This window comes from Shewanella sp. M16 (assembly GCF_018224605.1).
Lineage (GTDB): Bacteria > Pseudomonadota > Gammaproteobacteria > Enterobacterales > Shewanellaceae > Shewanella > Shewanella oncorhynchi.
On the sequence record NZ_JAGTUL010000008.1, the window covers coordinates 127,505 to 140,233 of the forward strand.

The window sequence follows — 12,729 nt, forward strand, 5'->3', positions numbered from 1 at the left end:
AATTAGCGCGTTAAGGTTAGTGCCTTGGCTTGATAGCTTAATCTGGCCATTTGACCTTGATCTTGCAGTTCTAATTCATTGAGTTCGAAGGGCGGCTGTAAACCCGAGGCTTGGATAAGCTTAGGATCTAACATCAGCTTTAACTTCGGCGACTCTGGGGTCAGCCAATTGGCCGCTTGGGTGCGTAGAATCGCTACCTTTTGACCTTCGGCATTGGTGCCCGTTAACGTGCCACTTAAGCCAAAACGTCCCGCCTCGGCGACAGTTAACTCAAAGTTGATTTGGTTAGGCAAGCCTTTATCCCAAACCGTGAGCACTTCGGGCTTGATGCTCGCCGAATTGACATAGGACTTAAAGACAGATTTAACCGTGCGCTGCACAGGTCGTCCATCGACTTGGGTTTGCACTGTAATCTCAACTTCACTGAAACCCGCATTACTGCTCGAAAGTGCCACGCCCGCGGGGATCACCGCTTGCCATGTCTCCCCTTGTTTTACCATCGCCAGTGGTTGCATATTGCCATCGGCTTGCTTGAGTGTTGCCTGTGGCACAAAGGTGTTATCACTTTGGCTGAGTGCGAGTTCAAGCCCAAGGGTTTGCGCATCAGCCGCGATAGCGGAGGAGGCTTTGACACTCAGTTGATAGGGCGAGCCTTTTTCCTTCACATTGACTAAGTAGTTTGCGCTTGGCGTTAACGGCTGGCTGACCTGCAGGCGATATTCGCCCGGTGTGGCCTTCGCCGACATTTGCAATGCACTGGAATCATCGGTTAACCCTGCGCTAGCCAAAGCATCGGCGTTGACCATCGATTTGACCAGTGACTCATTGGTGTTTATCCCACTGCTGTTGGCTGCTTTGCCTTGGGGTGACTGATTAGGGGTAACGCGCTGAATTTGCACGCGCTCAGGGGCAATGACCTCGGCGTGCATCAAGGCGCCAGAGCGGGTATCGCCCCGAGGTGCAATGCGCACTAAGCTCGACGCTTGGCTCATGGTGAGGCCCACGCCCGCATTAAGCTGTGCGCCTGTTACATTGACCCAATACTCGTCACTTTGGCTGGCTTGCTCCAGCTTAAGCATACTCGCTTGATACTCACCGTACAGCGGGGTGATAAAGCTAATGTAATCCGTACTGGTGTTGATGGGCGTGAGTGTTGGGCTGGCAATATTGCTATCGACTAAATCGGTATCGCTCGGCGCGGCTAGGGTTAACCCTTTGGCGTACATTGGGCTGGCATTGGTTTTGGGATCTATGGGTGTGGCTTCATCTTGGCAGGCTGCAAGCAGTCCGCTTAGCGCCAAGACACTGGCAAGTTTGCTGAGTGTGTGCATCTTAGTGCTCCTTAAATGTGGTTGCGGATCAGCGTGTCTAAATTGAAACACGTACGACGGCTCTGCTGATGGCTTAAGGGCTCTTGGCCACGGGTCTTTTGTTTATCGGTAAACCAGACTGTGCCAGCCGCTTTTTGCGAGCTGCAATTTAAGAAGCCGTCGGAGCAGCTATCGAGCCAGTTTTGGGTGGTTTCGAGCGCGACTTGGTATTGATAACCCGCGCAGTAACTGTCGCTGTCCCAAATAGCGGAATCAACATCTGAGCCCACCACGACTTCGAAGGGTTTACCCAGCGATGGGCGACCCGCTGTGCCATTAAGCCAAGCGTTGTTGTAGTTTGCCATCCAACCGACTTGCTGTTGTTTCACCGCATTGCTGCCATAGCCTAAGAGCCAGCCTAAGCTGGTTTCGAACACATTACCTTGGTTCACCGCATCGGCCAGCGGCGTACCAGCACTGGAAGGTGCGATGGCGATAACCTTTGAGGTGGCGTTGATCACTGCAGGATAACGGCTGTCCCACGTTGGGTTAGATAAAATCCACCGCACTACGTTGCCACCATTGGAGTGGGTCAGCAGAATTAAGTCGTCGATATTTTTGGCTTGGATAAAGCTATTGAGCTGCGTGGCCAGACAACCTGCGGCGCTTTCTTCCCACATATATTGGTCAAAGTCGCAGTTGATCACTGTGTAATTGTTTGGCACTGGGATGCCTTGGCGCACTGAGTTAACAAATTCGGGCGTCCAGTAATCGGCTAAGGCATTGGTCTGGTGACCCGTACCATGGATAAAGGCGACTCCGGTTGCGGCTAACGTTACTGGGCTGACAGCGAACAGACCCAAGAGCATGAGGGCTTTTTTGATCTTCATGGCTATATCTCGTGTTGTTGGTCTTGTTGATTGTGGCCGCCAGTCCGTTGCGACAGTTCAGGGCAAGTCAGTTAATGCAGGATTTGCCGTAAATAAGCTTGAAATCGGCTGGCATGGCTCGGTTTATAGGCGCTTAAGCGCGGGTTACTCACTTTGGGTAAAACATGACTTAAGGCCTGAATACGACGGGATAGTGTGAATGCGCTAGTTTAGGTTGGCATCAAATGTGATTGCCGTAACTTAGCCATTATCAACAGGACTTAACTCAAGCTTATTAACCTAGACGCAACATTTTAAGCTGGCAAGTAAAACCATCATTATAAAATGCAATCGCAGGGTCGCATTTTGAACGGTTCGTTTTAATGTCAAACTAAAGGTTGGTAACCTGATGATAAGCAATGCCTAATAAACTAAATTGTGCTTTATCGTGTTTGAAATATCGATTTGCTTACACAAAAGAATTTTCTGTGACACCCGCTTAGTGTTTGATTTAATCAGTTTATCATTCTGTATATAAAGGTTTTTTGTGATAAATAATTCAAACTCGCCCATTTACTCTGGGATATGGGTATCACTTTAGTGCATTTAAAGACTAAACCGATTAGGCTGAGCTGAGGTAAAGTGGGATAAACGGAATAAACCAACATTGCCGAGATGACATTCTTCTCATCTGAATCAGTCATCTGAGCCATGGATTGACTGAGAGTAGAAAAAGTAGCGCGATATGGGCAGGTTTAATCTAAATAGACAACAAACACGGGAGAATAAGTTTGGCGATAGAACATAATAAGATGGTGAGCTGCTTAAGTGGACTGCAATGTCGCACTAACTTCACCATAAAAAACATTACAGAATACATGCTCCCAGAAACCAAAGAGGCTTTCTATTTACACCTCGACGGTAAATCACCAAACTTGATTATTCGCCCTGCATTCGAAGTCTTTTCCGGCGAACTTGCCACTATTGCAGGCGTGCATGCCAAATACGACTATTTCCACAATGCCGAGATGACACGTTTCCCCAAACGTTTGCATAAGAGTTTGACCGAAACCCACTATGGCCTTGCCTTTAGTTTTGACACTGTTGAAGCCGTACAGCAATTCATTACCCGTTTGAGTGCGATAGTGAAAGGCGCATAAGCTTTTACTGTATAAATCTTTAATAGAAGGCCGCTTAATTTTTCGATTGAACGGTATCTAAATTTTAACCATGCAGTCCTAGGGTTAAATTCCTCAATATCAATGAAAATGAGGAATTTAACTGCTGCCTTTTTACGCGGCTTTTCAGTATATTCATCAATAGATGAATTTTGCTGGAGCTTGCCATGTCGCTTATTCCCGGTCGCCCAAAGGGGGTTGTGCCATTTACCGCCCAAACTGAATCACAGCCGCAGACTCCTGGTCGTCCGAAAGGGGATTCCGATGCCCGCCAACGCTTAATTATCGCAGCCCTAAATCTCTTCAGTCATCGCAGTTATCCCAGTGTTTCTACCCGTGAAATTGCCCGCGAAGCCGAGGTTGATGCCGCGCTTATTCGTTATTATTTTGGTTCAAAAGCGGGCTTGTTCGAACAAATGGTGCGGGAAACCCTTGAGCCCGTATTAGCGCGTTTTCGCGAAATATCCGCTGCGGATGCCCCTAATAACTTGGGTGAACTTATGCAGACATATTATCGCGTTATGGCACCTAACCTAGGATTGCCACGGTTGATTATACGGGTGTTACAGGAAGGCGATGGCACAGAACCCTATCGCATTATGTTGTCTGTTTTTGAGCAAATTTTATCCCTCTCGCGGCAATGGCTCGAATCCACATTAGTCAATGCAGGGCTATTGAAGGAGGGATTAGATCCCGATTTAGTACGCCTCAGTTTCGTGAGTCTGATGGTCTTTCCGCTTATTGCGCCCCCGGTGTTAATGCGTCAGTTCGGCTTTTTTAGTGCCGATGCTGATGGTTTACAGCGTCTAGCGCTGCACAATATGCAGGTTTTTACCCAAGGTGTACTGCGTGAACCGAGGAAGTCGTAATGAGTGTGAATTTTAAAATTCTTACGCACGTGAGTGTGGGTTGTGTGATCTTGCTATTAGTCGGCTGCACCGAAGCGCCGCCCAGAGTGCTTGGCACTGTCGAGCGGGACAGGCTGACGCTTACCGCGCCCGTAGGTGAGTTGATTACTCAAGTGAATGTGGTTGAAGGTCAACAGGTTAAGGCGGGTAAGGTGTTAATTCAGCTCGATACAACCTCAGCCAATGCGCGCCTTGCCCTGCGCCAAGCCGAGCTTGAGCAGGCTAAAGCTAAACTTTCTGAGGCGGTCACAGGTGCGCGTTTAGAGGATATAGAACGCGCCAAGGCCGTGCTCGACGGGGCAAATGCCAGCGTGAAAGAGGCTCAGCGAGCCTTTGAACGAACAAACCGTTTATTTGCCACTAAAGTACTTAGCCAAGCGGATTTAGATACGGCCCGTGCGGCGCGGGATACCAGTTTCGCTAAGCAAGCCGAGGCGCAGCAAAGCCTGCGACTACTAGAAAATGGCACCCGTAGTGAGCAGCTTGAACAAGCTAAAGCCGCGGTGACTGCAGCTCGCGCCAGTGTCGAACTTGAACAAAAAGCCTTAGCAGACTTGAGCTTAGTGGCGGCGCGTGATGCCGTTGTCGATACGTTGCCTTGGCGAGTCGGCGATCGCATTGCCGCAGGCACTCAGTTGATTGGTTTACTGGCGAGCGAGGATCCCTATGTACGGGTTTACCTGCCCGCGACTTGGTTAGACAGAGTGAAGGCGGGCGATAGCGTCAATATTCTTGTGGATGGCCGCGAGATACCGATTGCTGGCACTGTGCGCAATATTCGCAGTCAACCTGCTTACACGCCATTTTATGCGCTAAATGAACGTGATCGAGCGCGGCTGATGTATTTGACCGATATTACTATTTCCGCCACAGATCAGGACCTACCTACTGGCATGGCATTAGAAGTTGAACTCGATGTGCTGCAAGGAGTGCAGCCAAAAGTGGATCAGCCATGAAAAGCGCTGATTTTGCTATCGAGACCCAAGGGATGACCCGCGCCTTTGGCGGAGTCAATGCGGTGGAAAACCTCGACCTCGCCATTCCCAAGGGAACCATTTATGGGTTTCTCGGCCCCAATGGCTGCGGGAAATCGACTTCAATTCGCATGTTGACTGGGTTACTGAGTCCCACATCGGGGAATATCCGCGTATTGGGTGAAACCTTACCCGGCGCCGAGGAAAAACTGCGTCGCCGCATTGGCTATATGACGCAAAAATTCTCCCTGTACGACAATCTTTCGGTGCGGGAAAACTTAGAATTCGTTGCGCAAATTTATGGTTTGAACCGCCGAGCCTCAAAGCTGCGGATAGCCGAGTTAGTCACGCTGTACGATTTAGTCGGCCGAGAAAAACAAATGGCGGGCTCCATGAGTGGCGGCCAGAAGCAGCGTTTGGCCTTAGCGGCGGCGACCTTGCATCACCCTGAATTGTTATTTCTCGATGAGCCGACCTCGGCGGTCGATCCCGAGAATCGGCGCGAGTTTTGGGAGCGCTTATTCGATCTCTGCGCCCAAGGCACCACGATTCTTGTGTCGACTCACTATATGGATGAAGCCGAGCGTTGCCACGGTCTGGCGATTTTAGAGCGGGGGATAAAACGCGCCGACGGTTCACCCCAGCAGCTGATGGCGGCGATGGGCGCTCGGGTGGTTGAGATCTCAGGGGATGATTTACGCAATTTAAAGCAATCATTGATTAGCGAGTCTGCGGTATTGTCGGCGGCGCAAATCGGCAGTCGTTTGCGGGTGTTAGTGCGCAGCGATATTGAAGATCCGCTCGCTTGGCTTAAACCAAGAGTTGCCAGCCGGACGATGGAAGAAGTGCGCGCTAGCCTTGAGGATGTGTTTGTCACTTGCACCGGCGAGCGCTTGGCTGGGGTTTCCAAGGGAGAGACTGACCATGTGGCGTAGGATTTTTGCGATTGTGGTCAAAGAGCTGCGGCAGTTGTCGCGGGATCGTATGACCTTTGGCATGATAATCATGATCCCGTTAGTGCAACTGATGTTGTTTGGTTATGCGATCAATACCGATGCTCGCCATCTGCCTGCTGGGTTAGTTAATTTAAGTGATTCAGCCTACAGTCGCGCACTGGTTAAGGCGGTGGAAGCAACGCAGGTGGTGGATTTCAAACAACGTTATTTAAGTGCCGCGGAGGCTGAGGCGGCGATCACTCGCGGCGAAGTCAAAGCCGTGCTGTATTTGCCCGCCGATCTCGATGAGCGTTTAGTGCGTCACCCAAGCTTCTTTGTGGGTCAGCAATATTTAACCCAGTCCTATATCGCACAACCCGCTGGCCAATGGCTGGTGGATGGTTCAGATACGGTTGTCGCTTCAACTATTCGTAGCCTAAGGCAAATGCCACTGGATGAAGTCGCAGGAAGAGCACTAAAAACGGCGATACCGAGTTTTGAAGTGGTGCAATATTTCAACCCAGAACAACGTTCTGTGGTCAACATAGTGCCCGGTCTGTTGGGCGTGATTTTGACTATGACCATGGTGATGTTTACTTCCGCCGCCATAGTGCGTGAGCGCGAGCAGGGCAATATGGAGTTTTTGATCACTACGCCAGTACGGCCGCTGGAGTTGATGCTGGGTAAAATCGTGCCCTATGTGATGGTTGGCTTTGTGCAAGTGACCATTATCCTGAGCGCAGGGCATCTGTTGTTTGATGTGCCCATTCGCGGCGGGCTTGATTCTATCGCCCTTGCCGCTATGTTGTTCATTTGCGCCAGTTTAACCTTAGGATTAGTGATTTCGACCATAGCGAAAACCCAGTTGCAATCGATGCAGATGACGGTATTTATCCTGCTGCCATCGATTCTCTTGTCGGGATTTATGTTCCCCTACGAAGCCATGCCTATCGCGGCGCAGTGGATTGCCGAAGCCTTACCCGCAACCCATTTTATGCGCATGTCACGGGCCATAGTGCTGCGCGATGCCCAAGTGATGGATCTGCAATTTGATGCCCTGTGGATGATAGGTTTTACTTGTATTGGGTTATTGATTGCCAGTATGAGATTTTCGAAGCGCTTGGATTAACCCTGTACTGAGTTTCATCGTCAAGGGCAAAGTGCCGAGTTTTGATATAGCGCAAATTATCAGTAAACAGTCGCGCTAAGCCATTGAAATCAATGTTGCTTAATTAGGATATCCCTTACACTGCCGCTAGGGCGATTGCCGCCATCATGCTTAGCGAAGGGAATTCATTATGCCTCCAATCATTTGTCATAGCGCGCTCGATGCGGTTGCTTTAATTCAAAGCGGCGAGACGCTGTGGACTCATTCCATGGGCGCCACACCGCGCATTTTATTAGATGCGTTGGCGCAGCATGCACTCACCAAAGAAAATCTCACCCTGTTACAGTTACATACTGAAGGCGCCGAATCCTTAAGCCATCCCAGTTTACAGGGGCATTTACGCCATCGATGTTTTTTCGGTGGGCTGCCAACGCGGGCATTACTGCAAAGTGGTGACGCGGATTATGTGCCGATTTTCCTGTCTGAAGTGCCTAAGTTATTTCGTTCCGGCGAGCAAAAAATTGATACCGCAATTATCCAAGTGTCGCCACCCGATAAGCATGGCATGTGTTCCTTAGGCATTTCGGTTGAAGCAACGCTCGCAGCTTGCCAAGTCGCGGGTAAGATCATCGCTCATATTAATCCACAAATGCCGCGCACCCATGGCGACAGCTTTATCCATATCGACCGTTTTGCCGCTGTGTATGAGCAGAGCGCGGCGTTGCCCATTCATTCCTTCGCGACGGGGGATGCGGTGAGTTTGGCGATCGGTAAAAATGTTGCCCAATTAGTGCGTAATGGCGATTGTTTGCAAATGGGCATAGGTGCGATCCCCGATGCCGTGCTGTCTTGCTTAACCGAACATAAAGACTTAGGCGTCCACACTGAGCTATTTTCTGACGGTATATTGCAACTGGTTGAAAAAGGTGTGATTAACAATAGCAAGAAGCGTTTTTATCCGGGAAAACTCGTCACAGGTTTCGCCCTGGGTAGCCAGAAATTATACGACTATGTTGATGATAATCCTGCGGTCATCTTTATGGACATAGAGCAAGTTAACGACACGGCCATTATCCGTAAAAATCCCAATGTGATGGCGATTAACTCGGCGTTGCAGGTCGACCTTTCAGGCCAAGTGTGTGCCGATTCCATTGGCACTAAAATCTATTCTGGTGTCGGGGGCCAGATGGATTTCATCCGCGGAGCAGGGTTATCTGAAGGTGGTCGTTCTGTGATTGCGCTGCCCAGCACGGCCGCGGGGGGAACGCTTTCTCGCATTGCAAGCGTGTTATCACCTGGCGCAGGGGTTGTCACCACTCGGGCCCATGTGCATTATATTGTGACCGAATACGGTGCCGCCAATCTACGCGGCCGTTCTCTGCGCGAACGGGCACAAGCGCTGATCGCCATCGCTCACCCAGATTTTAGGGAACAACTGAGTCGTGATGCCTTTGAGGTGTGGGGATTAAATCTATAGCATTGTAAATCTTGGTGTTATGGCTTGCTGCCGAGTTTGCAGTGGTGCAAGCTCGTTTGAGCGTAAAGGGTTGGTTTTAATACGTCGTTTAATCGCGGTAAAGAGTCATTCGTCTGTCCCGATATGGTATAAACTCTTGGCGGGTTTGACCGACAGACTTATAAATAAAGGAGTCAATAATTTAAATGGATGAGATTGAATTAAAAGCATATTTAACAGAGAGGGTGTTATCTTTTTGTACGCGCTGGAACAGTATCGAAAATACCCTCTATACCGAAAGAACTGCCGAAGAAGATAAGCTACGGCAGGAATTGCCAGTGGCTGAATTCCATTATGCGAAGCAAACCGATTGGTTTGCTTTACTGAGTGAGCAAATAGCGCCATTATTTGACGATTTTTGTACCGATAAGCCCCGTGTTTACGGCGGAAAAGTGCGTAATTCCTTCGGGTTTCCTTCAAAATTTAATGGTTGCGATCATCCTCTTGAAGTGCAAATTACTTTAAAAAGTAAAAGCAGAGCCGAAATCTATATTAAAACCAACACTAACTTCGAAGATGAGTATTTGTTTATTGCTCTTAAAAAAGCCGATGAATGGCGTATCGATAGCTATAAAAATCGTCGCTATGGCAATGAGAAATGGAGCGTACAAATCCTTTAATTCAGCTTAATCTCAATGCTTGACGTCAGTAAAAAATGACTAAAGCATTGAGTTTAGTAACGTCGGTTTAATTTAAGTGATGCACTGAGACACAAAAAATATTGTGTAAATGGAACATCTTTATGCCATTAGATAATGCTCTTATTGCTCGAATCAAAGCCGAGATATTGCGGTTTACAACGGTTGAGGTTGAGCAATTTTTATTAGCTCATCCTGATAAAACCTTTTATGCCTTTGCTTTTGACACCCATGCCGAATACGCAGAATTAAATCTTTGTTTTAATACAGAGGCAGATTTTCAGCAGCGATTGGCCTATTACCAGTCTGGGGAATGGGCTGAGTCATACCAAAGCCCTGAGGCTATCCAAGAACTTAAATTCAATACAGGTGACTGGGAGTATCAATGTTTTAGTACATGTTACCTGCTTTCAGAGGATGAGTTGCAGACGATTCAACAGAGTTTACCCGAGGATGACTTTAGTGAGTGGGAGGAGATAGTGCGGCAAATACGCGCAGTGTTTAACGAATGCCTAGTGCAGTTTACCCAAACTGAAGTCTATCAAGCGATCCCTAAAATCGATGGTTTTATGGCCTTTAGTATCGACCATGACGAAGATGTTGCTGATATGCTGGCCGATAGATTTTTATAAAAATTGATTTTAAACACTTTAAAATCATTAACATCTACGTTATTAGTACGCCCTGATTTCCAATTGCTCGATTATCTTGTTGCCTTGCTCAAGCCCTACATGGTTAACAATCATCGCTTTAATTAGCTCAACATAGGTTGGCTGGATATTGACGTTATCATCGAAAAGGGCTTCATCCGTTTCAGTGATAAGGGCCGCAATCTCATTAAAGCTGCCGTATTTGGACTGTTATGAGGATTTCCCCATGCACTCTGCTAACAACTTAACGAAAAAGTCGCTGCCTTTGCGTTCGCAAAAGGCGATGTTGCGTTCTGGGATGGTTTCGGGATCTTTGTAGTTAGCAAGGGCTAACTCCATGCTGGCTTCGCGGATGATGTGCAGGGTTGGGTAGGGCGCGCGGTTGGTGAAGTTGGCTGCCCTGTCCTGTGGTTCACCATCGAAACAATAGTCTGGGTGAAAGGTGGCGAGTTGGTAAGTGCCTTCGTACTCGTGTTCGATAAGCGTATCAGTTGCCATGTCGATGAGGTCGAGATAGGCATAAAACCCCTCAAAACCACGGGGCAGAATAAACAGTGTGGTTTCTGCTTCGGGGTGGGCGTCGAGGTATTGGCATTCTTCGATCAATGCCTTGAGTACGAGTTTGACTTTGGTTTGTTCCACCACCAGATACCGAATACTGCCGCGCTCGACTTCTTGTCTGGCAAAGGGGCAAATATTGTATTTCATGATCACTTTTTTCACCCAGTCGTCGGTTTGTTGAGTGATCATGTCAATTTCGTTCATGGCGGTCGTTTGCTCGTGCTTAAAAATTAGGGGGCGATCATAGGGATGATAGACGCCACAAGCAAGAGCGCCATGCTGATATTAAAAATCTTCTGTTGGCGCTCATTTTTCAAAATGCGTTTAAGGGCTACGCCAAAGCCTAGCCAGACGATAGCGCAGGGAAATGCGACGCACAAAAATACCGTTGCGATAGTGATGACCTGCGGGGTCAAATCCTGCTGTACTGACGTGAACGTCGCAATCGCGCCCACGGCCATGATCCAGCCCTTAGGATTGACCCATTGAAAGGCCGCGGCTTGGATAAAACTGAAGGGTTTAGCAATGGCTTTGCCTTCCATCTTGCTACTGCTGTTGGCAATCAACCAAGACAGATACAAAAGGTAACCTATGCCGACGACTTTAATCACTTGATGGATGATAGGATAGCTTTGGAATAGGGCGCTCAAGCCCAAACCTATCGCGAGGATCATGGTCGGGAAGCCAAGGCTTATTCCCATAAGATGCGGAATACTGCGTTTTACGCCAAAGTTTACCCCTGAGGTCATCAGCATAATATTGTTAGGCCCTGGGGTGATCCCCGATGAAAAGGCAAACAACGCGATAGCGAGTATTAACTCCATAGATAGATCCACACCTTTTATTTTAGTTTTATGGCATTGTGATTATTTGCCGCATTGAGCCTGCGATTTACTCATCTGACGTTACGCAATACTGTGTTGCTATTATTTATAATTGCGACATTTGATTGCAACGCAGGCGAGGCATTCTAGCGATTAAATGTTGCCGCGCCTATACGACATAGTGAGTTTATAAACTAAAAAGAATAACAAAATATGTACATGCCTCGATGGGATTAATGGCGTGAGAATAGGGCTAGCGCAGTTTGATGGTTTTCTGTGTTAGTACGAAAATCAAGATATATTGGAATATGCTGATTTAACACTATGATGGATATCAGCTTTCAGTTTTAGTAATAGCAACTATCCTTAGACAGCATTTTATAGATTGAGGTAACAGGGCATGATGAATCCATCATTACATAGTGAGCTAAGTGGAGTGCTAAATCGACAGCTCAGTCGAGTTCCTTGCTGGGTTCCCGACCGAGTGTTAAGTCGGTATTTGAGAGTGTTAATACTGCTTTTTAGCAGCGTTTTAGGTCTTACTGGGTGCGTAACTGTGACGGATAACGCGGCGCAGCCGTTGCGAACCACAATCGTGATGTCTGGCGATCTCAGTGAATTACCGTCAACGGCAATGACATTCACTTGGCATCCTAAATTTCAAAAAATCATCACAGATAAACGCTTAGATCCGCAGCCAGTGTTGCAACACATGCAAGCCGTATTGAAGCAAACTTTGCAGAGTAAGGGATATCGCTGGGTCGAAGATCCACTACTGGCGGATTTTCAGGTTGGCTTTGGCGTCGCTATGGGAACTGAAATGAGTGATGAACAAATTTTGGCAGTGACAGGGTTAGTCGCTGGGCTGTCAACCGACGGTGTGAATACCCAAAAGTATGATAAAGGTACCGTGGTGATAGCGCTCTTTAAACCCACTAAAATACAGGGCGTTGATGAGCCAATTTGGCGAGTGCTTGCCCAAGGTTTTGGCAACATTAAAAAGATGGATGAGCTAACCGAAAATTTCGACAGTCTCATTGCCAGTATGTTGGCCAATATGCCGTCGGTTAATGTGGCTCCTTAGTCAGCGTTTGAGCTTTAGTTCAGTTCTAAGTGAATTGAGTCAGCATTTTGGTTGGAGCATTCGCCAGATAAACGGGATTAGTGCTTAATTGAGGTGTCTTGGTCCCATGTTTGTGGTGTTAGCTCCCATTTTTGAACTGTGGGACATGGTACTTTAGTGACAGCCATCTCAATA

14 protein-coding genes are annotated in these 12,729 nt (G+C 48.0%); 10 read left to right on the forward strand and 4 right to left on the reverse strand.

Features of this window, described 5'->3' with window-relative positions:
* Positions 1–2: 2 nt before the first annotated feature.
* Together KFE26_RS07640 and KFE26_RS07645 are read right to left on the reverse strand one after the other, a co-directional pair.
* Complete coding sequence (locus tag KFE26_RS07640; RefSeq protein ID WP_212600057.1) at positions 3–1,331, reverse strand: DUF4785 domain-containing protein; 1,329 nt, start codon at positions 1,329–1,331, stop codon at positions 3–5.
* Between the two features lie 11 nt (positions 1,332–1,342).
* Positions 1,343–2,200: a hypothetical protein gene (locus KFE26_RS07645; RefSeq protein ID WP_028760548.1), complete on the reverse strand. Its 858-nt coding sequence runs from the start codon at positions 2,198–2,200 to the stop codon at positions 1,343–1,345.
* Between KFE26_RS07645 and KFE26_RS07650 the strand changes: the two genes are divergently transcribed.
* The 9 genes from KFE26_RS07650 to KFE26_RS07690 all read left to right on the forward strand — a co-directional run bounded on the left by KFE26_RS07650 (position 2,199) and on the right by KFE26_RS07690 (position 10,068).
* The gene (locus KFE26_RS07650; RefSeq protein WP_173497123.1) at positions 2,199–2,399 is read left to right on the forward strand and encodes a hypothetical protein; all 201 of its coding nucleotides are present in this window, start codon (positions 2,199–2,201) and stop codon (positions 2,397–2,399) included. The two genes, KFE26_RS07645 and KFE26_RS07650, sit on opposite strands and share 2 nt — an antisense overlap.
* A 592-nt stretch (positions 2,400–2,991) precedes the next feature.
* Entirely contained in the window at positions 2,992–3,339 is a 348-nt protein-coding gene (locus KFE26_RS07655; protein ID WP_113938914.1) for a hypothetical protein, read from the forward strand.
* A gap of 185 nt (positions 3,340–3,524) precedes the next feature.
* Positions 3,525–4,226: a TetR/AcrR family transcriptional regulator gene (locus KFE26_RS07660; RefSeq protein ID WP_173497124.1), complete on the forward strand. Its 702-nt coding sequence runs from the start codon at positions 3,525–3,527 to the stop codon at positions 4,224–4,226.
* The gene (locus tag KFE26_RS07665) at positions 4,226–5,221 is read left to right on the forward strand and encodes an HlyD family secretion protein (RefSeq protein WP_212600058.1); all 996 of its coding nucleotides are present in this window, start codon (positions 4,226–4,228) and stop codon (positions 5,219–5,221) included. The genes KFE26_RS07660 and KFE26_RS07665 overlap by 1 nt, the downstream gene beginning before the upstream one ends.
* A complete protein-coding gene (locus tag KFE26_RS07670; RefSeq protein WP_212600059.1) occupies positions 5,218–6,174 on the forward strand; it encodes an ABC transporter ATP-binding protein in 957 nt (318 codons plus the stop codon). Before KFE26_RS07665 ends, KFE26_RS07670 begins: the two co-directional genes overlap by 4 nt.
* Positions 6,164–7,303, forward strand: a complete 1,140-nt coding sequence (locus KFE26_RS07675; protein ID WP_212600060.1) for an ABC transporter permease — start codon at positions 6,164–6,166, stop codon at positions 7,301–7,303. The genes KFE26_RS07670 and KFE26_RS07675 overlap by 11 nt, the downstream gene beginning before the upstream one ends.
* A gap of 169 nt (positions 7,304–7,472) precedes the next feature.
* Positions 7,473–8,759 carry an acetyl-CoA hydrolase/transferase family protein gene (locus KFE26_RS07680; protein ID WP_212600061.1) on the forward strand — a complete coding sequence of 429 codons (1,287 nt, stop codon included), beginning with the start codon at positions 7,473–7,475 and terminating at the stop codon, positions 8,757–8,759.
* A gap of 185 nt (positions 8,760–8,944) precedes the next feature.
* Positions 8,945–9,418, forward strand: coding sequence for an NTF2 fold immunity protein (locus KFE26_RS07685; protein ID WP_105249681.1), 474 nt, complete (start codon positions 8,945–8,947; stop codon positions 9,416–9,418).
* A gap of 122 nt (positions 9,419–9,540) precedes the next feature.
* The gene (locus tag KFE26_RS07690) at positions 9,541–10,068 is read left to right on the forward strand and encodes a DUF4303 domain-containing protein (RefSeq protein WP_212600062.1); all 528 of its coding nucleotides are present in this window, start codon (positions 9,541–9,543) and stop codon (positions 10,066–10,068) included.
* Positions 10,069–10,296: 228 nt separating this feature from the next.
* On the opposite strand, the gene KFE26_RS07695 is transcribed toward KFE26_RS07690, so the two are convergent.
* Both KFE26_RS07695 and KFE26_RS07700 read right to left on the reverse strand, forming a co-directional pair.
* Entirely contained in the window at positions 10,297–10,851 is a 555-nt protein-coding gene (locus tag KFE26_RS07695) for a DUF1415 domain-containing protein (protein WP_212600063.1), read from the reverse strand.
* 26 nt (positions 10,852–10,877) lie between these two features.
* A complete protein-coding gene (locus tag KFE26_RS07700; protein WP_113938904.1) occupies positions 10,878–11,471 on the reverse strand; it encodes a LysE family translocator in 594 nt (197 codons plus the stop codon).
* A 400-nt stretch (positions 11,472–11,871) separates the two neighbouring features.
* On the opposite strand from KFE26_RS07700, the gene KFE26_RS07705 reads away from it, so the two are divergent.
* Positions 11,872–12,555: a DUF4136 domain-containing protein gene (locus KFE26_RS07705; protein WP_113938903.1), complete on the forward strand. Its 684-nt coding sequence runs from the start codon at positions 11,872–11,874 to the stop codon at positions 12,553–12,555.
* Positions 12,556–12,729 lie beyond the last annotated feature (174 nt).

Excerpts from the sequence above, each read along its gene's own strand:
- KFE26_RS07670 (WP_212600059.1), top strand. The coding sequence starts at position 5,218 with ATGAAAAGCGCTGATTTTGCTATCGAGACCCAAGGGATGACCCGCGCC.
- KFE26_RS07680 (WP_212600061.1), top strand. The coding sequence starts at position 7,473 with ATGCCTCCAATCATTTGTCATAGCGCGCTCGATGCGGTTGCTTTAATT.
- KFE26_RS07650 (WP_173497123.1), top strand. The coding sequence starts at position 2,199 with ATGGCTATATCTCGTGTTGTTGGTCTTGTTGATTGTGGCCGCCAGTCC.
- KFE26_RS07705 (WP_113938903.1), top strand. The coding sequence starts at position 11,872 with ATGATGAATCCATCATTACATAGTGAGCTAAGTGGAGTGCTAAATCGA.
- KFE26_RS07655 (WP_113938914.1), top strand. The coding sequence starts at position 2,992 with ATGGTGAGCTGCTTAAGTGGACTGCAATGTCGCACTAACTTCACCATA.
- KFE26_RS07640 (WP_212600057.1), bottom strand. The coding sequence starts at position 1,331 with ATGCACACACTCAGCAAACTTGCCAGTGTCTTGGCGCTAAGCGGACTG.
- KFE26_RS07700 (WP_113938904.1), bottom strand. The coding sequence starts at position 11,471 with ATGGAGTTAATACTCGCTATCGCGTTGTTTGCCTTTTCATCGGGGATC.
- KFE26_RS07665 (WP_212600058.1), top strand. The coding sequence starts at position 4,226 with ATGAGTGTGAATTTTAAAATTCTTACGCACGTGAGTGTGGGTTGTGTG.
- KFE26_RS07645 (WP_028760548.1), bottom strand. The coding sequence starts at position 2,200 with ATGAAGATCAAAAAAGCCCTCATGCTCTTGGGTCTGTTCGCTGTCAGC.
- KFE26_RS07685 (WP_105249681.1), top strand. The coding sequence starts at position 8,945 with ATGGATGAGATTGAATTAAAAGCATATTTAACAGAGAGGGTGTTATCT.
- KFE26_RS07675 (WP_212600060.1), top strand. The coding sequence starts at position 6,164 with ATGTGGCGTAGGATTTTTGCGATTGTGGTCAAAGAGCTGCGGCAGTTG.
- KFE26_RS07660 (WP_173497124.1), top strand. The coding sequence starts at position 3,525 with ATGTCGCTTATTCCCGGTCGCCCAAAGGGGGTTGTGCCATTTACCGCC.
- KFE26_RS07690 (WP_212600062.1), top strand. The coding sequence starts at position 9,541 with ATGCCATTAGATAATGCTCTTATTGCTCGAATCAAAGCCGAGATATTG.
- KFE26_RS07695 (WP_212600063.1), bottom strand. The coding sequence starts at position 10,851 with ATGAACGAAATTGACATGATCACTCAACAAACCGACGACTGGGTGAAA.